This window comes from Paenibacillus violae, assembly GCF_032461945.1.
GTDB lineage: Bacteria > Bacillota > Bacilli > Paenibacillales > NBRC-103111 > Paenibacillus_E > Paenibacillus_E violae.
The window spans coordinates 84,537-109,629 of record NZ_JAWCUD010000005.1 but is presented as its reverse complement, the minus strand read 5'-3'; the positions used below and the strand labels follow the sequence as shown (position 1 = coordinate 109,629).

Below are 25,093 nucleotides of genomic sequence, written 5' to 3'. Positions count from 1 at the left end.
TTTTATATGCCGATGACAAAAGGTGATGTTAAATCTCGCAGCGTTTTGATAACACTCATCGCCACAATATAGCCGGTTTTGGGATTGCCGGCGGAAGGGGTATTTCTGATTTGCAAATGGATTTGACCGAATTTCCCCCTCGCTTCGATTTCATGCGTATTGTGGCTGATGTGAGGATCTACGAACACTTTCACTTTGGTCCGGTCAAATCCTACACCGGCTAAGCTTAGTGCAGCGGAAACATTGACACTCTCCGGAAACAAGCGAGCGGAATCACGAGCCACTCCGTCGAATGCGCAAAACGGCTCCGTTAATTCAGCCAAATTCACCTGCTGCTCGATAACTGTACCAATCCAAGCCTTAGGAGGTTTTCTTGTCACTAATGTAACTTCGTCCATCGGGCCTACACTTCCTGCTGCGATGCGATCTAAACCTCCAATTGCAGCTGAAGGAACCATCACTTTTCTGCCTGTTTGCCGTGCTTTCTCGAGAATTTTAAGGTGCAGCGGCTCGTCCGCTAACGCACCAATGCTGACCAAGATGAGGTCCGCTCTATTGTCTAAGGCTTTTTCGCCATAATGCCTTACCGCCTCGTGTCCAGCGCTCTCCACCACAACGTCCAGCCCCTGACGGAAAAACACCTCCTCATTTGATGTCATCACATATCCATGGGAACTTGTATCCGGATACTTCGTTTCGTCACGAACTAGTATCGCTTTTAATTGCACCTGCCCGGCGTTTCCCTGCAAAATAGCTTGGGCTACATCCTGGCCTATGGTTCCATATCCGATAATGCCAACGTTTAACATATGTAAGGGATCCTCCTAATGTGGGTTCAAATGATCTCGCCTTGTCCCTCTATCATATCAAAAATATTGTATTTGGTATACCATAAACCAATTAAATATGATATACTGACTCTACTAAGACATGGAGGGATGCCAAGTGCCATCAGTGACTTATCAAACATCTGGAAAAACGATAGAAGTCGAACAAGACGCTAATCTCTTAAGAACATCGATCCGTTATGAAGGGTCTGTACCTTACAAATGCGGCGGTGGCCTTTGCGGAACTTGCCGTGTACAAATCGTGGACGGACATGAACACCTCAGCAAAATTATGAAAAAGGAAGTCGACAGACTCGGCCAGGAAAAGCTCGATCAAGGCTTCCGCCTTGCCTGCCAAACCTTCGTCACCGGTGATGTGACTATCTCCTGGGGCGAAGAAGATCTCAATCGCCTCGGCAAAATCGCTCAGCGAAGAATTAACGCAGCTCAATAGCAGGAACGATGGCAGCAGTCCTTGGGGGCTGCTTTTTTTATGTGTTTGTTAGGTAGGCTGGGTTGATTGGCTAACGGACTGAGATGACCTTATTTGCTGCTTTTTGGATAAAAATTGCAGCTAACGGACTCCAGAGCCGCTATTGGCCAAGAAACTACCTCAAATAGCAGCAAATTCAATAAATAACGTCATCTGAGTCCGTTACAGCTCAAATCGCACATCCGCCGCTCCCTGCCCATAAAAAAAGCGCAAGCTCCAAGAGCCTGCGCCTTTACCTTATGCCGTTTTAACAATTTTACTGTCCTTGTCGATATCCAATTCATAGATCTCTTTCTCTATTTGAGCGGTGGAATCGAATTTGGGAAATACTTTGAGCGGAATGCTGTTATCTGCGAATTTCTCGGAAACCCCTTGAATGATGATTCTCGCATCGTCACCAACGATTTTGCATACTTCAAAAAGTGTTTTTTTCTTGCCGAAGAAGTAATACTCATATGCGGCCACTAACTCTAAATTCGGGTTATTTGTTACGGTACGGTAACGATCCGTTGTGGATACTAGAATATATTCGCTCATATGAAGCCCTCCGCTCATTTTTTTTATTTATAAGCCACAATTAGTTCTACTTCCACTGCCGCCCCTCCGGGCAATGCAGCAACACCTATAGCAGAACGGGCATGCAAGCCCTTATCCCCAAATGCTTCAACTAGCAAATCAGAAGCGCCATTCAATACAAAAGGCAGATCCTGAAACCCAGCTTCCGCATTGATGAAGCCTTCCATTTTAATAATACTGGTAACCCGATTCAGGTCTCCCAAAATAGCCTTTAATGTGCTTAATTGATTAATCACACATTGCCTGGCTGCCTGATATCCTTCTTCTTTCGAAAGCTCTTGTCCTACTTTGCCTTTATATTGAAGCACTCCACCCACCTTCGGAGTTACACCACTCAAATAAATCAAAGGCGGCACCATGGTGTAGGGTAGATAATTGCCACTTGGTTTAGGCGGAGAGTCCAGCAGAATGTTCAGTTCTTCGAGTTTGGCTTCAACTTGTCCATAAATTTGCACAATAAGTCATCCCCTACCCCATATTTACTGCTGTCTCGCCGATCTATTCCTGACAAAGCTCAATATCTTCCGAAATATATAACTGGCATGCTAAGCGGAAGCCTTCGTTAATTTTATCGCCCAGCATCTTATTTTCTTTCCAATTGGGTTCTTGAAGCTTATCGCCACCGGTAACCACTTTCACCATACATTTCGTGCATTTCCCCATACCACAGCCATACTTCAGATGAGGGAATTTCTTAACCCCCGCTAAAACCACCAAGTTACTATTCTCAGTAACCTCTTGCTGATAAACTTGGCCATTTTGGTGCAATGTCACATTCGGCATTTCACAACCTCCATACAGCAGCATGAGCGTAGGCAAATACGGCAATTATTCTCTTTCCAAAGCTTCCATGTAAGCTTTCTTCGAGTTTTCAACGTGAATTTTCGTTAAATTTTCTGCAAACTCCGCTTCACCGTTCAGTACGGCTTTGACAATTTCCCTATGCTCCTCCATCGCTTTGCGTTGGCGTCCAGGGAGCTCATAGCCTACATGAACGAAGGCGCGAATATAGTCGGATAAACCATCCAACATTTGCGTTAGTCTCGGACTCTTAGCAGCACGGAATATAATTTCATTCGCTTCAAAATGGTATTTCCAGTCCGACTGCTCAAACGTCGGTTTCGCTAACGCCGTGTCAATCTCGACAACGATTTGGTTGAGTTCGTCCCGTTGCTGCTGTTCCAACTTCTTCACAGCGAGCTTAACCGCCAAACTCTCCAACGAAGAAAGAATCGTGAATATTTCAATGATTTCTTCCGGTGAAAGTCTGGAGACCACCACGCCCTTACGGGGAAGCGTCTTGACAAAACCCTGTGATTCAAGCCGGAATAAGGCTTCCCGGATGGGCGTTCGGCTGACGTTTAATTGATCGGCCAACTCTCTCTCGATAATCCGGTCACCGGATTTGTATACACCTTGTACAATAGCTTGTTTAATATATTGAAACACTTTATCCCGAATAGGGCTTAATTCCTCATCTTTCCAAACAACTGGATTGTCCGGCATATGGTATACCTCCGCGAATGCGTTTTCTTACAGTGTAATCGATACACCATAACCAATCAACTTTTTAAAATACGGAGGTCTACCGCCGAATCAGCCCAGTACAAAAGCCCCATACACTAAACCTAATCCTACAACAGCTGCGGGATGTACTTTCCATTTTTCCAAAGCAATAAAGCTAGCCGCTGCCAGGAATGCCGTCTGCCAAATCCCCGCCGATTGATACGCACTGTTGAAAAACTGCAAAGCCAACGTACCGAGAAGAACAGCAACGATCGGGCGCACGATCAGCGTCATCGCCATAACTTGCGGAGCTCCTTTGAAGAAGTTGATAAACTTGAACAACAGGACCATCGCAAGCGCCGTGGGAAGAATGGTAGCGATTAGCGCAACAATCGCGCCAAGGATACCGCCAACCTGATACCCGATATACCCGGCAAGTTTAGTGGCGATCGGACTGGGCAGTGCATTGCCGAGCGCCAGCACGTTACCGAACTCTTCCACGTTCATCCATCCGTAATGATCAACTACCTCAGCCTGCAGCAGCGGGATAATCGGCGGCCCGCCACCGTAGCCTAATATGTTTGGAACAAAAAAAGCCCAAAATATTTCTAAAAGCTTCATGCTGAAAAACCCCTGTCTGCATCGCGTTGCTGCTGGTTGCGCTTCTTTTTGTTAGCCAAGTAAGTTGACTCCGTGAACGCGTAAGCAAGCGCGATGCCAATCAGCAAGCCCGGATTCAAGTTAAGCAGAACCAGCGCAATAATCGAGATGAGTGTCCACGCCAGCGTTTTGCTCTTCACCCAACTTTGCCAAGCTTTTTTGAAAAAGTCATAAGCCATAACCGCCATCATTACACCGATAACAGGCTGAATTCCGTGTGTCATGCCGCCTACAATACCGGAATCTTTTAACTTATAGATGAGACCAAGAAGTAAAATCATACCTACAAGCACGGGAATGACCATAGCTGCTATCGCAATAAATGCGCCTAAGTAGCCTTTCACCTTGTAGCCGATATACCCCGCCATTTTCGTAGCGATTGGCCCAGGCAATGCATTTCCCATAGCAAGTACATCTGTAAATTCATCGTCCGTCATCCACTGGTACTTCTGAACAGCTTCCGCATGAACCAATGGAATCATGGTTGGCCCTCCGCCGTACCCCAGGAGACCGATTCGAAAAAAACCGAGGAACAGATTCCAGTACACCATCTTCCCTCTTCCCTCTCCATGTGCAGCTAGTTTCACAAGGAACGAACCGCGATTATTTTTTAATATCCGCTTGGGTCATTACTTCATATTCGCTGCCCAAATGCTGCTGCAAAGCCTTTAACGCCGCGGTGCCGACCGCTGTGTCCTGCTCCCCGTTCCCTCCGCTAACGCCGACGCCTCCAATGACTTCGCCATTCACGACAATCGGGAATCCGCCAACGAAGATCGCGAACTTACCTGGCATCATCACGTGAATACCGAACGCTTCTCCGGTTGTTGTCGCAGGTCCTCCCGGTTGGTTGAACAGATGCGTGGAACGCTTGTGGCCACTTGCTGTAAAAGCTTTGGACGTTGCGATCTCAGGACCTGTAATTCGCCCGCCGTTCATGCGCTCCAGTGCAATGATATAACCGCCGTCATCCACGATACAGATGGATTCCAAAGCTTTAACTTCTTCCGCCGCTATTTTAGCTGCCTCTATCATCACTTTTGCTTCTTCCAGTTCCAGCTTTAAGACCGATTTCATGTCAGATCCTCCGTTATGAATCTATCGTTTAGATGCCGTGGTAGACCGTTTTGATTTGCGTGTAAAAATCAAGTGCCGCACGACCGGACTCGCGATACGTTGCTGTACTGGACATCTTCACGCCGCCAAATGGCGCGTTGTAGGCATTCCCCGTCGTGGGTCGGTTAATTTTCACCATGCCAGTCTCGATGTTCTGGATGAAATGTTGAATCCGGCCGGACTCGGATGTACAAATCGCTGCGGAAAGTCCGAACTCCACATCATTGGCGATGTCCATCGCTTCTTGGAAGCTGCTAACACGGATCACGGAGATGACCGGTCCAAAAATCTCTTCCTGCGCGATGCGCATGTCAGGTGCAACACCTACGAATACGGCTGGCGTTACGTAGTAACCATTGGCGTAATCGCCGTCGGTTAGCTGCTCGCCGCCTACGACCAGTTCAGCACCTTCCGCTTTTCCGATGGCGACGTAATCGAGCACATTGCGAAGTTGGCTTTCATTCGCGAGAGGACCGACTTCAACACCTTTGCTTAACCCGTTGCCAACTTTGAGCTGCTTGGTTTTCTCTACAAGCTTCTCAACAAATTCATCATGCACCGCATCCATGATGATGACCCGGCTCGTGCCCGTGCAAGCTTGGCCCGTTAATTCGAAGCCGCCTTTCACGGCGAGCTCCACCGCATGATCGATATTCGCGTCATCCATCACGATCAACGGATTCTTACCGCCTAGCTCCAGCTGCACACGAGTGGATAATCGTACCTGACGATTGATCTTCTCACCTGCACCCGTGGAACCCGTGAAAGTAACCGCTTTGACGGCGGAATGTGTGACTAGCGGCACGCCTGTTTTGGATGCGGAGCCTGTCACGAAGTTGATCACGCCCGCTGGAAGTCCAGCCTGATGAAGCGCCTCCACTAACCGATAAGCAATCAACGGCGTGTTCGATGCCGGTTTGAAGACCACGGTGTTGCCAGTAACTAAGGCAGGAGCGATCTTGCGTACTGGAATGGAAATCGGGAAATTCCAAGGTGTAATGACGGAAATAACACCTAATGGTTCTTTGCGTGTGTATACAAAAGTAGTTGCATCATCTGATGGAAGCGTTTCGCCAGAAACGTTTAATCCTTCAGAAGCGTAATACCTGAGCGTTTGGGCGGAACGTTTCACTTCCATCCGGCTGCTCGCCATCGTTTTTCCTTCCTCGCGAGTCAGTTCTTCCGCATATTGCTCCAAACCTGCTTCCAGCAAGTCCGCTGCTTTGTACAAGATTTCCGCTCGCTTGGTAGGGGGAACGTGACGCCAAGTTTTGAAAGCTTGCTCAGCAGCCTCCATAGCCTGGATGACATCCTCTTCTGTCGAAGCTTGAAATCTTCCTACGCTATCTTTCACATTAGCCGGGTTAATGGTCAAGAAGGTTTCACCGCTTGCGGCCTCTACCCATTCCCCGTTAATCAGGTTTTTGAAAGTCTGTACGGCTGTTTCTGTTGCTGCCATGTCAATCCCCTTTCTCTTTAACGACCAATTTCGGCTCAAAAGCAGGGTCTGTATGCCAGTTAGACCAATTCCCGAGAATACAACTTCCCGGGAACGGTTTAACTTCTATTTTCTATGAACATTTATAAAAGATAAGGACTATTCTAAGCAAAATTCACGGGAGATTGCTGCGATGTACATTCTGCGCATTTTCGTAGCTTCTTCTACAATTTTGATACAGCGTTGTTGATCTTCAGGTGTTCTAGCGTATTCAAGTACGATTTGGTAGCCACGCTCTCCGTGGATCTCATCGGATACGATATGTAAATCGAAGAATTCCACTTCTTCATCTGTAAAACCGTAGTGATTGCGAAGCGTTGGCGTTTGTCTGCGGTAGATGGCAGGCACTTGAGATTCAAGTCCTACAACTAACGCTGCTGTTGCGAATAAGAAATTTTCTTTGAAAGCCATCCGGTAACACCAGGATTGCAAGCCGATGGTTTCAGGGAGCAGGTGCTGCATGGATTCCACGCGTTCGCGCGTCGTTCCGCAAGCTTCACCAAAACGAATTAACAAATCGGTGTGACGGTCGCCGCCGAGTTCCTCTTCCCACATGTTTTGCAGGATGAAGTCTCTTGCGTCCTCATGCGGACAGTTGGCATAGATATAAGCCAAGTACTCTGCGAATGGACCTACATACGCGTAATGCTGTTCTACCCATCTGGCAAAATGCTCTTTCTTCAATTCACCATTTGCCCACATTGTTGTAAAAGGAGCTTTTGAAACGGCATTGCCTTCAATGGCTTGCTCAAGTGCATAGCGGAATTCCTCTTTGTTCATCAAACGGGATTCAGTTGCTGCTGTTGTCATATAAAACTCTCCTCTCAAAATGTAAAGTGTCGTAGTAGATCAACTCGTCGATTGTTCTGGTATTTGGTATATGGTATACCAAAATGATTTCATGGACTTATTATTACTTAGATTGGGCTACCCTGTCAACCCACTTTTTTTAAGATTAACAGCAAGATCATCGACATCATTAAATACGCAATTGTAAAAGGTGCATTCCAGTTTGATACCTTATACGAACTCTTCCCTATCAAATTAGACATCATCCCGGCGGTAGCGTTGTAAGGCCCCATTAAGAATGCCGTGGCCGCCCCCGTAAGCATAGCGATCGCCATCAGCTGCACGGAAATACCTAGCGCCTGCGGATGCAATGACTCCGCTGCCAGAGCCAATCCAACTGCAGGATGCAGCCCGATAAATGCAAGCGCTAACGGAATTAGCGGGATCATGAGCAGAAAGAGATCAGACCCGATGGCATGTTGAATAGCCATGATCCCTTCGTTGATCGCATGGTTGCTGCCCGTAGATTTAATAGCTGATATCATAAAACCGGCGCTTAAGAAAATGAAGAATTGATCCTTCATTTTCAGCACATGAGACGATAGCAAGGTTTGGCTGCTTGTAATAAACGCCATGCCCTTCCCTAACATCAAAGACCATACGTAAGCAAATGGAATAACGATGATCGAGACTAACAGCAAGAATCCCATATGCGTAAATCGCTCTAATACAAAAACCAGCACATTAAGTACAACGATCGCGATAAGGATTTGCCACGGATGGCTCCCTTTGACCTCATTAGACGCATTCGGCTGATGAACGACCGCACTTTCCCTGGCAGCAGAAATCTCTTCAAGCGTAGTCAGACTGATTTTTTTAAGGCGGCGATTAGCGACCCACGTCCCCATCAACCAATCCAAAGCCAGACCTAATAAGCTGAACGGTATGACGATGGGTAAAATCGCACTCCAGCTTACGCCTGTCATTTCCACAATAATCCCTACAATCGGGGCTACCGGTGTCCACAGAATTGGCATGCTGTAGCCATGTGTAATCGCCCGGCTAATAAATCTGTCTTTTTGCTGAATCGGATAATATTGCAGGGAAGGCTGAATACTGTGGTACATCATCGGCAGTGTGGCCAGGTTCATAAACGAACTCAAAATATAGGATAATAATGAAGTAATACAATAGAGCATACCGGAGTGCTGCACCTTGCTGTAGAGAATCGCCTGTACTCTCACCGCGTAGTGTCCGAGCTCGATGGGCAAGGCAATCATCGGAATCAGCACAAATAAGCTTAATACGTTCAGCATACTGCCGAAGCTAAGGAAGTAATCCGTCCATGAAGCTCCGTTCACCGCTAGAAGAATGGCGCCTGTGCTTAGGAAAATTGTGCCTAATAGCTGCACGAATGGCTTGATCGAGCGGAATGCGACGACAATAATGACAAGACTAAGCCCGGATTGGAGCCAAGTTAGCCACTCGCTTGGATAGATTTCAGAGACAAGATAGGCGGCGATCGCTGCAATAAACAGTGCTTGCTTCATAAGTTTATATCATGTCTCTAACGGCTTGAGTCAACCGCTCAAGGGCCGTCTCAACAATCTCCTCTCCGATGTCCCGGCTGGCTTTCGTCGCATCGCCGATGCAGCCGTTGCGCGTCATTTCTTCATAGTAATAGAAGCCTTGAAGGGGACTGCCCGGGCGAAGCTTTTTCCAGCGCCCCTCTTGAATGTCGCCTTTCTCCAGTTTATCCTCACGGACCAGATGAGGCGCCAAATACATCGCTTCGGACACCTCGCGATCGCAGCTGTGACCGTACAGCTTGGATGCGATGCGCCTGTCCATCACATCTTTCGCAGATGCCGTCGTTTTGGCATAAAAGAGGGATACTCCCAGTTCTGCTGTCAGTATATCCGCCGCGACGCCTAATGTCGCTTGGTTACCGCCATGCGAATTGATGACCAGGAATTTCTCGATCCCTTGGCTTTTTAATGATTTGATCATATCGCGCAGAATCGCAATAACGGTTGTAGGCTCCAAGGAAATTGTGCCTGGAAAATGAAGATGATGCGGGGAGACGCCCATATTAATGGTAGGCGTTAAAAGTGCCTCCGGGTATAACCTTGCCGTTAGCCTTTTTCCCATTTCTTCAGCAAGAACAGCATCGCAGCTTTCAACCATATGAGGGCCGTGCTGTTCATGTGCGCCTAGTGGAATAATGGCAATTTTGACCGTTTTGAGGGCCACTTCTACCTCTGGCCATGTCATTTGTGTTAAAATATAAGCATTCGACATCGCATTCACTCTCCTTTTTCTACTTGTGTATATTGTATACCAAGATTATATTAGGATATAGTATCATTTATGATTTTCTTTCCTTTCAGGATGTATACTCATACTGTACAGCTGCTCGGCGTATATTACTTACGGAAGAGAGGTGATTTTACCCCATGATGCGCCATATCCATTACCTTGATAAGAAATCTGTTGCCTATTTGTCTGAAGCTTTAACGAATCATTATTTATCAAAACCGGCCTATACGGAAATTGTCATTATATGCGTCGGCACCAATCGTTACACGTGGGATTCCCTTGGCCCGATGGTCGGGAGTCGGTTATCCGAGCGGTTCGAAGGCCACCGTCATGTTCATCTTTATGGAACGCTGGAGAAACCCGTGCATGCACTCAATTTACAGAAGACCATCGCTCACATTGCCAAATCACATAATAAAGCTTACACGATTGCTGTTGATGCCGCTCTTGGCCAGTTCTACAAAATCGGAACGCTCCAACTAGTGGAAGAACCGCTTCAGCCCGGTGTCAGCTTAAATAAAGAGCTTCCGCCTATCGGACATATTCATCTCAAAGGGATTATTAACAACCACAGCTTGCTCAACCATAAAGTCATGGAGCACACAAGCCTTACGTTTATTGATGAAATGTCAGCGGTGATCTCGCGTCTTTTGGTGAAATCATGTCAAGACATCATCCCACAGCTAATGCCTGCTCCTCAATTAGGGAATGAAGCGCCTAACCATCTATCGTCTGCGACGTAAATGGCTTGGCGCTTTTTTTAACCTACCATATTAAAACAGCTAAAATCGTAGAAACACTTAAGCCGATTATAACCGGCAAGAAGTTCTTCCGCGCCAAATCAATCGCCGAGACACCGGCGAATCCGGCAACCGCTACGAGCGATGACCACGCAATGAGCGTCCCTCCGCCCGACCATACCGACCCCATCTGGCCGATAGCCGCCAACGTGGAGGGATCCATACCTACTGCCGGCGCCAAAGCACCGGACAACGAGCCTGTGAGAGGAAGACCGGAGAAACCCGAGCCTTCTAATCCCGCGATAATCCCCATGACTAACAATCCAAACGAAGTCAGGATGCCGCTCGACGGGATCAAATGTTGAACAGACATCACCAAATCGTAGAGAATCGCCGGCGCTTTATCACCTTCGCCTAAGGAGAGAATGCTTTTGGAGAAATCTGCATTCCCCAGGAAAAAGAATCCTGCGATCGGAATGACCGGCCCCATGGCTTTGAATGCAAAAACGAAGCCTTCTGTCAGATGATCGCTGATCTTATCCAAGGCTTGAACTTTGGAGAACAATGTACAGGATAAAATGAGTAGGATAACCGCCACACCGCCGATAAACGCGGCGCCATCTCCTCCTTCAAATCCGCTCATGCCTTTATGTCCCAGCTTGCTTAGAATCATAACCACCATAACGGCAAGCATGGAAAGTGGAACAAGCACCGCGAACACTTTGGACCATCGAATAACGGCCGGACTAAGCGTTTCTACGGCTGCAGCTGCTTCAGGAAACTCGGAAGCTGTCTGTACAACACGGATAGCTTGTACCTGATTTGAAGTTTCAGCAGTTGTGCTTTCCGGCTTGCGGATCGCTTTCCTGTTCATGAGATAAGCTCCGGTTAGCGCTACTCCCCCCGTGATGAGAGACAAGATCATCGCCTTGTCCGCTACGGAAGCCGTATCAATGCCTGCGCCCTTTGCGCTAAGCATCGGCGCTACTTGCATGACATAGTCAGAGGATAATGCCATGCCTTGTCCAGCAATGGCAATCGCCATACCGGCTCCCATTGCTGGTAATCCTGCGCGAATGGCTGCTGGAATCAGCAGCGCTCCGATCAACGGAACGGCCGGCGTCGGCCAGAAAAAAAGTGAAATAACATATGTAACAACAGCTAGAACAATGTAGGCAATGTGACCATTGACCATTAGCTTCTGAATAGGCGTGATCATACGCTTGTCAGCGCCGATATCCCTCAAAGAAGCCAGCAAAGCGACCATAAACGTAATAATCAAGAAAATCGTAAATAATTCTTTGGCTGCAGTCAGATTAGCGTTGTAGACTGCTTTGAACCCGCTGATCACATCCCCCTTATAAATCCATCCGATTAAGAAGGTACCAATTAAGGTGGGAATAACGACTCCTCGTTTTAACAACATGACGACGATAACGCTTAATGTCACTAAAGCATACACAACATGTGATGAAGTAATCATCCGCATCCCCCGTATTCATCATTTTTTGACCTTCGAAGAAAATTATACCGCATTTTCTTCTATGTGAATAGATATTTGGTGCATTGTATACAAAAAAATTCTAAAAACAGGTCTAAAAATAATGAATTTCGCGGATATAGTGTTATAAAACATGACGCATGTTGTTTCCGGTACTGCAGCGCAACCTAAGAATGGTAATTTTCAGCCTAAAACATTTCATTAATCACGTGAAGGATCTCTTCTTATGTGGCTATCACCTCAATTTTTTAAGTTTCTACGTCATTCCCAACGAAAATTGTAAGCGATTTCAATGTCATTTTAACAGATTTTTAAAGAGAGGGAAAGGATAAAAATGTATTTGGTATACAATTCCAATTGATCGAGTTAGTTAGTAACTTCTTCTATAGAAAGTTACTTTCAAGTCACCAACTGTAAAGAATTTCACTACTTTCACTGATGTAGAAACTTCTATAAAATAGAAACTATCATCACGACGTACAAGTCTTCAACAATTAGTGCTTACTAATATCAAGAGGAATGTGGGAGGATGAATCATGAAGTATTCGTATTTAGGGAAATCCGGCTTAAAGGTCAGTCAATTATGTCTAGGAACCATGAACTTTGGACCGGAAACTGAGGAAAAAGAAGCTTTTAAAATTATGGATGCCGCATTGGATGCGGGAATTAATTTTTTCGATACAGCTAATGTGTACGGTGGCGTTGAAAGAAGGGGCTGGACGGAAGAAATTATCGGCCGTTGGTTTAAGCAAGGCGGTGGGCGCAGAGAGAAAGTTATTCTTGCGACCAAAGCCTATGGCGATATGAATGATCCTCATGATGGACCTAACTCAGAACGTGGATTGTCTGCTTACAAAATCAGACGTCATTTGGACGCTTCCCTCAAAAGACTGCAGACCGACCACATTGAGCTTTACCAAATGCATCATATTGACCGTAACGTGAGTTGGGATGAGCTGTGGGGTGTGTTCGAATCCGCGGTTAACCAAGGCACAGTCGACTATATTGGCTCCAGCAACTTTGCAGGCTGGCACATAGCCTGTGCCCAAGCCGAAGCGAAAGCCCGCCACTTCTTGGGCTTAGTCTCCGAGCAGCATCTGTACAACCTGCTTGCCAGATTGCCAGAGTTGGAAGTGCTTCCTGCTGCTGAGAAGCTCGGTCTAGGCGTCATTCCGTGGAGTCCGCTTGCCGGAGGCTTGCTCGGCCGTAACGCCTTGGCAGGTACTGGTGCTCGCAGCACACGCTCTGCCGAACGGGTTGAGAAGCATCGGAGCCAATTGGAGCAATTCTCCGCACTCTGCAAAGAAATCGGCGAAAAAGAAGACGTTGTTGCTTTGGCTTGGGTTCTATCGCATTCGGCTGTTACTTCACCGATTATCGGACCAAGAACTATCGAGCAGCTTCAGGACTCATTACGCGTACCTGAGGTTTCACTAAGTGAAGAGACTTTGAAAAAGTTGGATGAAATCTTCCCTGGTCCCGGTAAAGCGGCTCCGGAAGCTTACGCTTGGTAAATAAAAGCGGCTGCTCTCATAGAGAGCAGCTGCTTTTTTTCCTCTTGACGTGAAACCAAAAGGTTTCGTATAATCCAACATGTAACCATTTGGTTTCGTATTTCATGAGCGAATGTCTTTTAGGACAACCTACAAGTAAGCTAGGCATGGAAAGGAAAGGCAGGCGCAAGCGATGCAAGAAGCATTACTTAAAAAGCTGCACTACAAGCAAGGACGAGCTCTCGTACTCCATGCGCCCGAAGGTTATGCGCTCGGTATTGAAGAGCCTGGGGAGCCGAATGGGTCTTACGATTTCGTCCAGCTATTTGTCAAGGACGCAGCTGAAGTTGAAGAATGGACGCCTAAAGCGATGCAGTATCTGAAAGACGACGCTTTGTTCTGGATCACTTATCCGAAGCAAAGCTCGAAGGTCAAGACGAATATTAACCGTGACAGCCTGTTTACCTTGGTTTCAAGCATCTCTGAGTATCGTGCGGTTAGTAATGTGGCTGTGGATGAGACATGGTCCGCACTCCGCTTCCGTCATCTGGATAAGGTGAAGAGCAAGGGTTAACAACACATGATTCAAGTGAAGTGCAAAATCAGCAATAAATTCGAACTAACAACACATCATTTCATTGGAGGAATTTTAAAATGAGCAATCAAACAAACACACTACCGGACATTGTACAAACTGTCGTTTTTAACGCGCCGATTCAAAAAGTATGGGATGCCGTTGCGACTTCCGAGGGCATCGCGGCTTGGTTCATGCCGAATAATTTCAAACCGGAGGCCGGGTATGAATTTCACTTGGAAGCCGGACCTTTCGGCAACTCCCCTTGCAAAGTTACGGACGTTACACCGCCTAACCGCCTTTCTTTTGCATGGGGTAAAGACTGGTCGCTTACATTTGAATTGAAAGATGTGGATGGCAAAACAGAATTCACTCTCATCCACTCTGGTTGGGATGCGGACAAAGTTACGGAATTCAACCAACCTCATTCCGTTGTACGCGAGATGATGGCGAACGGCTGGACTGGTATCGCGAAGAAACTTACGGCCTACATCGAGGCTTAAGATGTCAGCCCCCTCCCCCTCGCAGAAACATGATGTGTTTCAAGCGATAGCCGATCCCACGCGCCGGCAGGTGCTAAAGCTGCTTCGTGAGCAGGAGCTCCCTGTGACCGTGATTTCCGGTCATTTTCCGATGAGCCGCACCGCGGTGTCCAAGCATTTGCGCATCCTGGCCGATGCGGGGCTGGTGAAAGAGCGGAAAGTCGGCCGCGAAACCCGCTACAGGCTGGAAGCGGAGCCGCTAATGGAGCTCAAGCGCTGGCTTTCCTATTATGAGCGTTATTGGGAAAACAAATTAAACGCACTCAAAAGATTCGTCGAGTCCGACGACGAGGATGGCGGCAACTCCTTTGCCGCGTTGGAATTGGTCGACCCGACCGATTAGAGGAAAACCTGGCTGCTTTAGGCCAGGTTTTTTTGCGTTTAGGCGCGGGTTGCGCCAAGGATTCGCGCACGGCGAGTTGCGTCTTAGTCTTCTCTAGTCTTCGTTGTACTTTGTACATTGTAGCCGCTGGTATTTGCCCCAATCACTACTTTACATTGCACTTTGTACAACGCAGGGAAGAAAAATCCCCAGTTTCAGCCCTTTTGGGATGAAACTGAATGTACTTTGTGCAATGTAAATGCCTTAACTTGCCCAGATCACCTCTCTAGGTTGCAGTTTGTGCAATGAAGGCAAAAGTGGATCTATAGGGGCAGGGGCGCTAACTCAAAGTAATCTATCTACTCCTGTGCCCAGTTACAGCTTGACTCTCCATGTAGAAGGTTCAGCTGAGGTAGCTGGAAAGGCTACCGTGCGCAACGTTGTAGGGTACGAAGGCATTTCTTGAAAGGTTCTCAGCTAAGAAGGCCATACTATCCCTGAGATGACTCCCTTCCCTCCCACTAAACTTACAAAAAGTAAATAACTTACTTGACCAGATAGACACTTGCGCGTAATATAAGTTACATAAAGTAACTAGGTTATTAAATGTAACTATACGAGGAGCGATAACGATGATATCACCTATATTTGTTGGGCATGGGTCCCCCATGATGGCTATTCAAGATACAGCGTGCACCGAATTCCTTTTGGACTATGGCAAAAAGGTTTCACCCAAAGCCATCGTAATTTTTACGGCTCACTGGGAAACAGAAGTCCTTACCATCTCCTCCACCGACGATGTCTATGATACCATCTATGATTTCGGCGGCTTTCCGAAGGAGCTATTCCAAATCAAGTACCCGGCAAAAGGCAGCAAAGCGCTCGCCGCTCAGCTTGCCGAGCGCTTCCAAGCCAAAGGCATCCAAGTGAACTTGGACGCCCAGCGTGGACTGGATCACGGCTCTTGGGTGCCTCTGCTGCGCATGTTCCCTACACCTGTCTGCCCCGTGATCCAGGTGTCCGTGAACCCCTACCTGCCACCTGCTGAGCAGTATCGCATTGGGGAAGCGCTGCGCGGCCTCGATCAGGAAGATATCCTGATTATCGGAAGCGGCGCCACCGTGCACAATCTGCGCGCGCTCAACTGGGAAGCCACGGAGCCGGATGCTTGGGCCGTCGCTTTTGACGATTGGCTCGTGGAGAACATGAGCGCTCAGAACCTGAACGCGTTGTTCAACTACGCTGCCGAAGCCCCTCATGCGCGCATGGCTGTTCCTCGGCCAGAGCACTTCATCCCGCTCTATATCGCAATGGGCAGCGGCGACCCGGCTCGTACGCCTCAAGTCATCCACCGCAGCTATGAAGTCGGCTCGCTGAGCTATCTGTCCGTATCCTTTTAACCGGAGTAGACAAAAAGAGACCCACAGCAACGGGCTGCGGGTCTTAAGTATATATATATTAAAAGGGGGTCGAATTTCATTATAGGTCCCGAACCTTAATCCCAGATGAAAACAAGATTGCATTTCGATTACAAATGATGGTTATTTTGTTTACAAGCTGTTATTTATCTTTTACCGGAATGTAGATGTCAATCTGGATCTGATCATGCTTGTCAGCATGACAGCGCTCATCATACCACTCAAACTCCACGCCGCCTGCGTGCTCCAAGCCCGAATGAGGGAACCATTCCTCGAAGATAGACTTCCACGTGCTCTGAATCGAGGCGACGAATTGATCCGGGGTCACTTTGGGCGTCGTAAAAACAGCATATCTGGCCTCAGGGAACTCACGGCACACCAAGTCAGCAGGCACACCATCGAAGCTTGTAGCTTCCATCCCGATCAGATAGGTTAACTCCCCAGTCTCCATATTAAAATCCGTGCAAAGGCCAAGCTCCACCGGTGAATCCGTGTGAACGCGATTGCCTATGCGGCTTCCCTTATTCTCTTGCAGATACGTGTTCCAAAAAACAGGAATGTCCCGGTGATTTTGCCCATCCTTGCAAGTCGTCCTCAGTTCGTACCCAATTAGCTTAAAAGCCGGTTTCGTTCTCAATTGATATTCCATGCGTATGCCTCCTAAATAGGGACTTAGATTTAATTTCCTTTGCAGCACATTCGCTTTGGCATATAACGGTGTCACAATACCTTGCTTCCGATAGGTGAGCGGTGTTCGCTCAAACACCTTTTTAAATGCTCGAGTGAAATTCTCATGGGATTGGAACCCGTGGTCGAGGGCAATATCGATCAGCCTTTGATCCGTATGCGCGATTCGGTAGGCGGCTCTCGCCAATCTTCTTTTCCGAACATACTCCATTACCGCTTCTCCAACCATGCTCTGAAAAACCCTATGAAAATGGAATTCAGAGAAACAGGCTACACGAGCAAGCCCCTCCACGGACAAAGGCTCCGCAAGGTGGTCTTCAATATAATCCAATGTCGCCTGGATTTGCACATCGTACTCGGTGCCCATCGTCTATTGCCCCCTCCTGCTGCTATCCACAGTGTACGTGATTGAACGTCTTGCTTCTTGATCTTTCTTGCTAAAAAGGACTCCGGCGACGACTCCGATCATTCCGCGCAGCGATCTGAATAGCCATATTAAGCAGCGACTATTTCCAGCTGCCTCTTGAGGCTACGGAATACGTCGTGTACTCGTTTTTCCCCCTGATTTCCAAACAATTGAGTTGAAAGCCGTACGGGCATGCGCCGTCAATTGCGATTTTATCGCGGTCAAACCACACATCCGCTTTGCCATGAATATCCTTGGCTGGGGTGTGGCCGAAAATGACCGTCTTTTTCACAACTGTCGGCTGCTGAACGAAAGGTGCACGAATCCATAAAAAGTCCCGTTCTGGCTGCGTTTTCCAGTCAACGAATGCGGGATTCAGCCCGGCATGCACATAAATATGATCCTCATCCTCATAATAAAGCGGAAGGTTGTTTAGAAAGGTGATGTGATCCAAACACTTCCCCAAAATCCGCTCTTTGGATTGCTTAATATCCAGATTGTCCTGACCGCAGAAGCTTCTGAACGTTTGGATACCGCCATGTTCGAAAAATTTCATCTCCGTCAATGGATCTACCTCGCTCAGCACTTCTACGAACCGCTGATCATGATTGCCTTTGAGCGCAATCGCGCCCTCTTCACGCACTAAGCGCATGACGTATTCTACCGTTCCCCGACTGTCCGGACCGCGGTCCACATAGTCTCCCAGCAGGACAAGTTGGTCTTCCTCAGCATTGAAATTGACTTTAACTAGTAATTGCTTGAATTCCTCCAAACAACCATGGATATCGCTTACGACTAATGTTCTTTTCATCTACTGTACCCCCTGATGTCAGGCTTCATTTCCCTATGAGTCTCTCTAGTATTCTATTTTATCATAGTAATTACCTGTTTAAGGCGGTGAAGATGTCAAAAAGAGCTTGTCACGGGAGTATGCGTAAGCGCCGCGTCCGTACGACTCATTGGATGAATTCCAATGAAACTACCCTTTTGAGGGCGTATTTTCCACTCCTCCTTGGATAAAATCCAACAGCACTCGGTGAAACCAGGTAATTTGGCACCGAATTCACCCGTCTCATTGGAATTTGTCCAAAGGATCGGACCATTCCGCCCTCCAAATGACTTTTCTATTGGAATTCATCCAATGAAAGAAGCAACTGCAGTGCTGTAAGCATCTAACACCTGCCTCAACCCGCAAAAAAAGACGCCCTCGCGGGCGCCTTTTCAGATCAGTTCATAAATTGCAGCTTCTGCAGCAATCTTTTTAGCATAACCGCTGCTTCCCCGCGGGTTGCAGCTGCACCAGGCGCAAACGTCGTATCCATTACGCCATTTACAATGCCAACGCTAACCGCTTCGGCGACAGCTGCTTTCGCCCATTCATGAATGGCGGCATTGTCGCCAAACTTATCCAGCTGCGCTACATCCATCACCACAGGTTGCTGCCCGGCAAACTTCATGGCACGTGTGATCATGACCGCCATCTGCTCCCTCGTGATTTGCTCACCAGGCCCGAACGAGCCATCTTCAAATCCCTCAATCAGTCCGGCCTTTGCTGAAGCGCCAACCGCCCCTGCAAACCAACTGTTCGCAGGTACGTCCGAGAAAGTGCTGGCGCCCGCTTCATTCAATCCCAATGCGCGTACTAGCAGCGCTGCAAATTCAGCGCGCGTAATGGACGCGTTTGGCGCAAAGGTGCCAGCTGCAACGCCTTTGATAACAAATTTAGAAGCCAGCAGCTCCACATCCGCTTTGGCCCAATGCCCGGTCAGATCCTCAAAGGTCTGATCCGAAGAAACGACAGCGTAAACACTGTTCCCCGTACGTTTCATCGTAACTTCGGTTTGACCGTTAACGACGTTAAAAATCGCCGGAACAAAGCTCAGTTCCCCTGTCGCCGGATTCAACCATACAGCTGAGGCTTGCTCAGCATCAACCGCGGATGGCAAGATCAGCACTCGGGTGACATAGGTACTCCCGAAATCGGTGACAGCCACCTTCTTGCCGTTGCCCTCAGCAACGATGCTGAACTCTACCGGTGCGGCTAGCGGCGTGACGCCTGCTTCTTTCATTTTTGCTGTTATAGGATCAGCAGCTGCTCCAGTTACCTGCTCAAGGGAAATGCTAATTTTCACATTTGCCGCATCTGTCCCTAAACTCGCCGCTAGCCCATCTACATCCAGCGCTTTGAGAGGCAGGTTGTAAGTCATGCCGCCTGCTCTAATCGAAAGTTCCAAATTTGGCATGGCTGCCGCTCCTGCGCTTATTGAGCTTGCAGGCACTTCCACAGCAGCTACAGTTCCATCGCCTTTTACTTCAGCAATAATCGTATTTCCATTCGCCTTCTTCAGAAGGTCGATCGCTTTATTGAATTGATCAGCTGTAATTGAAAATGTTGATACTTTTTTCCCATCTACCGTAGCTCCAGTAGGTACTCCTAGTAGTTCAACACCACCCGTTACCTCTTTCACCGTGCTGCTAGGAGCTGCGCTACTAGAAAATGAACCGCCCCCTGAATCCGACCGGGATGGATGGCTAGGACTAACCAACTTCAGGAAGTTGCCCCTGATGATATTGCCCTCCGCATCTCTTTGATACGGAAGTGCAGGAACCAGACTCGCAAAATTCGCATCCGTCAGCTGTGTGCCGGATTTGTTCACACTTTTGGAGCCATCAAATAGATAGTTGGTGTCAGAATTTAAGGCTGCCGGATAATTATCTTTGGCCGTGAAATCCTTTTGATAGGAAGTAAAACCATCGATACGAAAGTCGGTCTGAATACCCGTGTACGTCGTAAAGTTCAGATTGCCTTTGGTATTGTTATAAGATATATTTCCGCTTTCCGCGCGCACTCCCGGATTACTGTTGCTCGCAAAGCCATAAGCACCATTGCCAAAAGCGATGCTGTTTCGGATGACATGCGGTACATGGATGCCTTCGCCGCCGAGTTTGAAGCCATTTTTATCCCCTGCACCTACCGTACCGTTCGTTAAAGTTCCATTGTGATACGCGATGCTATTCTCGATGACAACAGGACCAATCGCCCCCGTCCCTGATTTGGTGTATAAATCCCATCCATCATCGATATTGTTATGGGAAATATCTCCCCGAAAAACGTTGCCCACACCAGAAGTCAACTTTGCAGCAAAACCGTCGGCATTGTTATTCGATGGGTCCACATTATCAAAAGATTCACAATTCAGAATGAGATTGTAGGACGGCCATAGCGTTTTATCCGAATCGGACTCATCGGTACGGCTAATTTGCAAACCTGTATCGCCATTATCGTAAAATCGGCTAAGTTCCACAATGTTATGGTTTCCACCTACCGTGAAGCCCTTGGTATTGCCCGCAGACCTAGTGAAATCAATGCCTTTCACATGCCAGTAATTCCCGCTAAGCACGACACCTTCCGTCTTTTTGTCAAAATCGATCACTGGCTTCGCCCCTGGCGCCGCGACCAAAGATTTCATGGCATCGGCCGTGCCGTCATTGCCTTTTTTGATCTCCAGCTTGGCGCTGCGTACATATCTGCCGTCCAGCAGGATGATGGTCTGGCCTGATTTCACATAATCAATGGCCGTATCCAGATCGAGAGGGTTGTTGATTGTACCGTCCCCACTCGCAGTTCCTGCCGGCGATACGTAGATGTCACCGTTATCCACATAGGTTTTCATATCGACGGTGAAGTTTTTCATGATTTTGCCGTAGTTCGCCAAATATTGTGTATCGTCGGGCACGAAAGCCGCGCTAAAGTTGGTATACGTGTTAGCCGTAACCGTTGTGTTAAGCACAAGCGGCTGTCCCGCATGAATTTGAGCATTTTGGGCAAGGAAGCTCGATCCTTGCTTGATCGTCACCACACCGCTGACATTGGATTTCAGCCCAAAGGAATACGCGGTCGTTGAAGTTCTCGTCAGCCCGGTCAGGCTCATATCCGGATCGATGGCTGCCGGAGCAGGCTCCTTCTTGGGCGCATCCGTTTGAGCAGCGGTCACCTTCAGGTCTATGCCGCTCACTTCAATCGTTGCCAGACGAGCGGTGAAGAAGCCGACATACATCTTGTCGCCATCCTGCACCGTCATAATATCCGGCGCAAAAATCTCTTCGGCCTTATCGGTGTTTAATCGACCCGTGAAACCGCTATTGGTTTTCGTCAGCGTTAGCTTATAATTAGCCGCTGGATAGGTATTCGCGAGGGCTGGTTTCACCGCACTCAACATCTTGCTTTGAACACCTTGGCTGCCAGTGCCATTCGGAGCTGTAACGCCGGTTCTGACGAACAACTGCGTACCGTTCTGCTTCGTTGTGCCGCCGCTGTATCCGCCAACGGCAGCTATGTTGGAAGCAAATACGGCGGAGTCTCCGGCCGTTCCGATCGCGTCTCTGGCCATGATGCCGAACGATTCTTGGCCGTCATGCGGATCTTTGGCATACGCAACAACTTTGATATCCGCAGATAATTCAAAGTTGTCTTTGACCGCATCCAGCTCCGTATAGTAAAAGCTAATCCCATCGTGGTCGCCAGTCACTTTACCGCCGCCTTCTAAGGCGACAAGTGTAGCTGATTTACCTGGCTCAACGACCGTAACCGTGTTGTTCGTGTTTGAGGTGGATTGCCCAAAGCGGATGACTTTCCACTCGTGCTCTCTAGGTTCAACGACGGATACTTGCAGTACGGTTGGTGGAATGGCTGCATTTACAGGCGTAATCGTAATGGAATATACACCTGCATTTGTGCTGTCAAAAGCTGAAGTATCTAGCGTGAACTGGGCATCGGCCAACAGTTCCTGATCCCCGCTGTCATAAACCGCCTTCACCTCTAAACCTGCCGGGTCAAAAGACTCCCCAATGGCATAGGTTGTTTTCGGATATCCGGTAACTTGGCTTCCGATAACCGTTCGCTGTTTTACTATAATAGGAAATTTAACCGTCTTATCAGTTTGGGGCACATTTTTATAAGTAACCGTAATCTCCTTCGTACCTGCCGTCGACATATCCGGCGCTGAAAGCGTGTAGTCGCTTCGCAATAATCTAACGGTTGAAGCATCGCTGTACTTCGCCTCTACAACCAAGCCGGCCGGATCGAAATTTTTGCCAACGAAAAATTGGGTTTTCTGCGGCAGCTGTTTGATGTCCAAGCCCGTTAGCTGGGCGTTTTTCACGGTGACATCGAATGTCGCATAGGTGGTTGTGGTCACTGTGGACCTAACCGTAACGGTATGGGTTCCCGGTGTCTTGAGTGTATAGGTTGCGTTCGATACGGTTGCAGCCGCTGGCGGAAGGGAAAATGTATATTGCGAATCGGACATTTCGGACCAAACGTCGCCTCCGTTGAATTGTCCCAGCACTGTCAGGCCTTGCGGATCGAAGAATTCCTCCGGGTAGTAGTCGGTTTTGGCCGGCTTGTAGCGGATGTCCATGGCGGTGACGACTAAGTTCTTCATGTTTAAAGGAATGGTGGCTGTTTGACCGTTGAAATAGATTGTAATGAGATTCGTTCCCACCACACTGTTATCAAACCCCGTCACAAGATAATCTCCTAATGAAAGCTCCTCTTCGTGATTATCCGCATACACGGCTGTTACTTTTAAGCCAGTAAGGTCGAGGTTATCTTTGATAAAGTAGTCCTTTTTCATAAAAGTTGTATTTAATTTCAGCTGTTTTGGTACTCTCTCATCCACTTTAATGTCATAATTGCTGAAAGTGATCTCTGCATCTCTGGCGACATATAACCCGGCATACAGCTGATCATTGCCATCAAACAGGTCATTAACTGTTAAGATTTGTGTGACTCCATTGACAGTTAACTCGAAAGCGTCACCGGATTTTTTGATTTTAAAATTATATACCTCTTTAGGTGCAGGAGCCCTCACTCCGCTAAATAGTAATTTCTTGTTCGTATTTGCAGCATCGGAAGTAGTCCCGGTAACGCCTTGTTTATAAATAGCTTGTACCACATTCGGCGTATTGTCTTTATCCCCCATGCCTCCAATGGCTATATAGTTCGATGATTGTTTGGCGCTACCTTGCGCAAAACTTCCGCGCAGCATCAGCCCGAACGATTTCTGATTGGGTGTGGATGGCGGATTTTTACTATTAAAATTGCCTACAGTCGCTGTTGCACGAATCTCAAGGTTGGCATCTTTCTCTAACTTTTTAAAATAATAAGATATCCCTTCTTCTGTGCTAGCCAGTTTCCCGTCTTTGGCTAACAGGGTAACGGAACCGTCTGCATTCATGGTTGGCACTGGTGTATTTATACTACTAGTCCCTGCGCCGAAGGCACTGAATTCCCATGGAATCACATCCGCAGCTAACGCCACCGGAAGCATCGAAAACATCAAAATCACAGACATGAATACCGAAATCATACGCCGTTTATTCAAAGCTGTATCTCTCCTTTTATCTGATAATTAAAATGTATGCGTTTACATAATCATAAGAAAGAAACAGACGAATAACAGGTGATGCTCTGCTCTTACGTCTGTTTCTCTTAGATGCCTATACGGTCTGTTTAACGAGTGACTCGACTTCCACACAAGCCATAACAAAAGCCCCTACGCCATGCAGGTCATTTTCGCTAGTTGGGCGTGTTACGTAGTTTTCGTAATCGCCGGCTGACGTACCGATGCAGATCAAAGGCAGGATGACCCGTTCCTGCTCATCGAATTTTAGCGTGCGGATCAAGCCTTCATACCCCTTCACTGCTGCAGCCGCACACTCCCCGCCGACAACACCGTGTTTAACCGCCTTGGCGATCGTGTAAACGAACAGACTTGTACAGGAGGACTCCAACCAATTATCCGGTTGATCGCCTTTGTCTACGACTTGATACCACAGTCCGCTCTCGGCATCCTGGTAACGAATCAAGGCATGAACGAACTCCCGCAGGGAGTCGACCAAAACCTCGCGCCCCGGCTCATCCGCAGGCAGCTCATCCAGGAACTGCGCGAGGGCAAGACCGTACCAGCCAAGCGAACGGCCCCAGAACTCGGGTGAACAGCCGGTTTCGGCATTGGCCCAAGGCATTTTGCGGCTCTCGTCCCATGCGTGGTAGAGCAACCCTGTTGCGTCGTCTTTCATGTACTTGCGCATCAGTCCTTCTTGATGCAGCACAGTATCGCGCAGAGCGAGATCACCGTAAGCATTCGCATATTTCAGCGAGAAGACACCCGCCATATACAAACCGTCGAGCCACATGTTGTAGGCGTATTTGTCTTTATGCCAGTACCCGCCTTCTGACGTCAGGTTGATCGTGTTAAGCAAATTTCTCAGCTTGTCGGCAGCGATCCGGTATTTCGTGCGTCCCGTCTTCTTCTCCAAACGGAACAACAAAAGTCCGGCCTGCACGGCATCAAGCTCATCGCGAGCAAAGTAAAGATTGCCGTTATCGTCAATCAGGCCATCTACATAAGCCTGAATGTAGGCGTCGTAGCGATCATCCTTTTCAGCTGCCCAAAGCATTTCCATCCCGCATAAAAACACACCTTGATGATAATGCCAACGCCCGGCGGGCGGCAGTTCCATCGGTGTATACTGGCTCATAATGGAATCACAGGCAGCTCGCGCCCATTCCATAGGTGATTTTGCATAAATATCCGTCATAGTAAGTTTCCCTCTCTATTC

At 47.9% G+C, this 25,093-nt stretch carries 24 protein-coding genes; 7 read left to right on the top strand and 17 right to left on the bottom strand.

Annotation, left to right across the window (positions count from 1 at the left end; translation table 11 throughout):
* Positions 1-2 precede the first annotated feature (2 nt).
* A complete protein-coding gene (nadX, locus tag RQP52_RS16470) occupies positions 3-809 on the bottom strand; it encodes an aspartate dehydrogenase (protein WP_315952892.1) in 807 nt (268 codons plus the stop codon).
* Between the two features lie 136 nt (positions 810-945).
* Here nadX and RQP52_RS16465 point away from each other — a divergent pair, with 136 nt between their 5' ends.
* The gene (locus tag RQP52_RS16465; RefSeq protein ID WP_127456892.1) at positions 946-1,281 is read left to right on the top strand and encodes a 2Fe-2S iron-sulfur cluster-binding protein; all 336 of its coding nucleotides are present in this window, start codon (positions 946-948) and stop codon (positions 1,279-1,281) included.
* Between the two features lie 276 nt (positions 1,282-1,557).
* Here the strand turns inward: RQP52_RS16465 and RQP52_RS16460 are convergent, their stop codons facing one another.
* The 11 genes from RQP52_RS16460 to RQP52_RS16410 form a co-directional block, all read right to left on the bottom strand.
* Positions 1,558-1,857, bottom strand: coding sequence for a hypothetical protein (locus RQP52_RS16460; protein ID WP_127456893.1), 300 nt, complete (start codon positions 1,855-1,857; stop codon positions 1,558-1,560).
* Positions 1,858-1,880: 23 nt separating this feature from the next.
* Positions 1,881-2,351 carry a RidA family protein gene (locus RQP52_RS16455; RefSeq protein WP_315952891.1) on the bottom strand — a complete coding sequence of 157 codons (471 nt, stop codon included), beginning with the start codon at positions 2,349-2,351 and terminating at the stop codon, positions 1,881-1,883.
* Positions 2,352-2,394: 43 nt separating this feature from the next.
* The gene (locus RQP52_RS16450) at positions 2,395-2,679 is read right to left on the bottom strand and encodes a 2Fe-2S iron-sulfur cluster-binding protein (RefSeq protein ID WP_127456895.1); all 285 of its coding nucleotides are present in this window, start codon (positions 2,677-2,679) and stop codon (positions 2,395-2,397) included.
* Positions 2,680-2,724: 45 nt separating this feature from the next.
* Positions 2,725-3,402 carry a GntR family transcriptional regulator gene (locus RQP52_RS16445; protein WP_315952890.1) on the bottom strand — a complete coding sequence of 226 codons (678 nt, stop codon included), beginning with the start codon at positions 3,400-3,402 and terminating at the stop codon, positions 2,725-2,727.
* A 90-nt stretch (positions 3,403-3,492) separates the two neighbouring features.
* Entirely contained in the window at positions 3,493-4,023 is a 531-nt protein-coding gene (locus tag RQP52_RS16440; protein WP_315952889.1) for a chromate transporter, read from the bottom strand.
* Entirely contained in the window at positions 4,020-4,613 is a 594-nt protein-coding gene (locus RQP52_RS16435) for a chromate transporter (protein ID WP_127456898.1), read from the bottom strand. Before RQP52_RS16435 ends, RQP52_RS16440 begins: the two co-directional genes overlap by 4 nt.
* A gap of 52 nt (positions 4,614-4,665) precedes the next feature.
* A complete protein-coding gene (locus RQP52_RS16430; RefSeq protein ID WP_315952888.1) occupies positions 4,666-5,139 on the bottom strand; it encodes a GlcG/HbpS family heme-binding protein in 474 nt (157 codons plus the stop codon).
* Between the two features lie 28 nt (positions 5,140-5,167).
* A complete protein-coding gene (locus RQP52_RS16425) occupies positions 5,168-6,637 on the bottom strand; it encodes an aldehyde dehydrogenase family protein (protein WP_315952887.1) in 1,470 nt (489 codons plus the stop codon).
* A gap of 138 nt (positions 6,638-6,775) precedes the next feature.
* A complete protein-coding gene (locus RQP52_RS16420; RefSeq protein ID WP_127456901.1) occupies positions 6,776-7,486 on the bottom strand; it encodes a TenA family transcriptional regulator in 711 nt (236 codons plus the stop codon).
* 125 nt (positions 7,487-7,611) lie between these two features.
* Positions 7,612-9,015, bottom strand: coding sequence for a hypothetical protein (locus tag RQP52_RS16415; RefSeq protein ID WP_315952884.1), 1,404 nt, complete (start codon positions 9,013-9,015; stop codon positions 7,612-7,614).
* 4 nt (positions 9,016-9,019) lie between these two features.
* On the bottom strand, positions 9,020-9,766 hold the full coding sequence (locus RQP52_RS16410; protein ID WP_315952882.1) for a creatininase family protein: 747 nt from the start codon (positions 9,764-9,766) through the stop codon (positions 9,020-9,022).
* Positions 9,767-9,921: 155 nt separating this feature from the next.
* On the opposite strand from RQP52_RS16410, the gene yyaC reads away from it, so the two are divergent.
* Positions 9,922-10,527 (top strand): spore protease YyaC, encoded by a 606-nt coding sequence (yyaC, locus tag RQP52_RS16405; RefSeq protein WP_315952880.1) that lies wholly within the window; start codon positions 9,922-9,924, stop codon positions 10,525-10,527.
* A 22-nt stretch (positions 10,528-10,549) separates the two neighbouring features.
* Here the strand turns inward: yyaC and RQP52_RS16400 are convergent, their stop codons facing one another.
* A complete protein-coding gene (locus RQP52_RS16400) occupies positions 10,550-12,013 on the bottom strand; it encodes a hypothetical protein (protein ID WP_315952878.1) in 1,464 nt (487 codons plus the stop codon).
* Positions 12,014-12,561: 548 nt separating this feature from the next.
* Here RQP52_RS16400 and RQP52_RS16395 point away from each other — a divergent pair.
* From RQP52_RS16395 to RQP52_RS16375, 5 genes are all read left to right on the top strand, one after another.
* Positions 12,562-13,539 carry an aldo/keto reductase gene (locus RQP52_RS16395; RefSeq protein ID WP_315952877.1) on the top strand — a complete coding sequence of 326 codons (978 nt, stop codon included), beginning with the start codon at positions 12,562-12,564 and terminating at the stop codon, positions 13,537-13,539.
* A 172-nt stretch (positions 13,540-13,711) separates the two neighbouring features.
* A complete protein-coding gene (locus RQP52_RS16390; protein ID WP_315952875.1) occupies positions 13,712-14,092 on the top strand; it encodes a hypothetical protein in 381 nt (126 codons plus the stop codon).
* A gap of 80 nt (positions 14,093-14,172) precedes the next feature.
* Positions 14,173-14,595, top strand: coding sequence for an SRPBCC family protein (locus RQP52_RS16385; RefSeq protein ID WP_315952874.1), 423 nt, complete (start codon positions 14,173-14,175; stop codon positions 14,593-14,595).
* Between the two features lies 1 nt (position 14,596).
* Positions 14,597-14,977 (top strand): ArsR/SmtB family transcription factor, encoded by a 381-nt coding sequence (locus tag RQP52_RS16380; protein ID WP_315952873.1) that lies wholly within the window; start codon positions 14,597-14,599, stop codon positions 14,975-14,977.
* Positions 14,978-15,588: 611 nt separating this feature from the next.
* Positions 15,589-16,356: a DODA-type extradiol aromatic ring-opening family dioxygenase gene (locus RQP52_RS16375; protein ID WP_315952872.1), complete on the top strand. Its 768-nt coding sequence runs from the start codon at positions 15,589-15,591 to the stop codon at positions 16,354-16,356.
* Positions 16,357-16,516: 160 nt separating this feature from the next.
* On the opposite strand, the gene RQP52_RS16370 is transcribed toward RQP52_RS16375, so the two are convergent.
* The 4 genes from RQP52_RS16370 to RQP52_RS16355 all read right to left on the bottom strand — a co-directional run bounded on the left by RQP52_RS16370 (position 16,517) and on the right by RQP52_RS16355 (position 25,072).
* Positions 16,517-17,428, bottom strand: coding sequence for an AraC family transcriptional regulator (locus RQP52_RS16370; protein WP_315952871.1), 912 nt, complete (start codon positions 17,426-17,428; stop codon positions 16,517-16,519).
* Between the two features lie 139 nt (positions 17,429-17,567).
* On the bottom strand, positions 17,568-18,278 hold the full coding sequence (locus RQP52_RS16365; protein WP_315952870.1) for a metallophosphoesterase family protein: 711 nt from the start codon (positions 18,276-18,278) through the stop codon (positions 17,568-17,570).
* A 415-nt stretch (positions 18,279-18,693) separates the two neighbouring features.
* A complete protein-coding gene (locus RQP52_RS16360) occupies positions 18,694-23,853 on the bottom strand; it encodes a bacterial Ig-like domain-containing protein (RefSeq protein WP_315952868.1) in 5,160 nt (1,719 codons plus the stop codon).
* A 115-nt stretch (positions 23,854-23,968) separates the two neighbouring features.
* A complete protein-coding gene (locus RQP52_RS16355; protein ID WP_315952867.1) occupies positions 23,969-25,072 on the bottom strand; it encodes a glycoside hydrolase family 88/105 protein in 1,104 nt (367 codons plus the stop codon).
* Positions 25,073-25,093 lie beyond the last annotated feature (21 nt).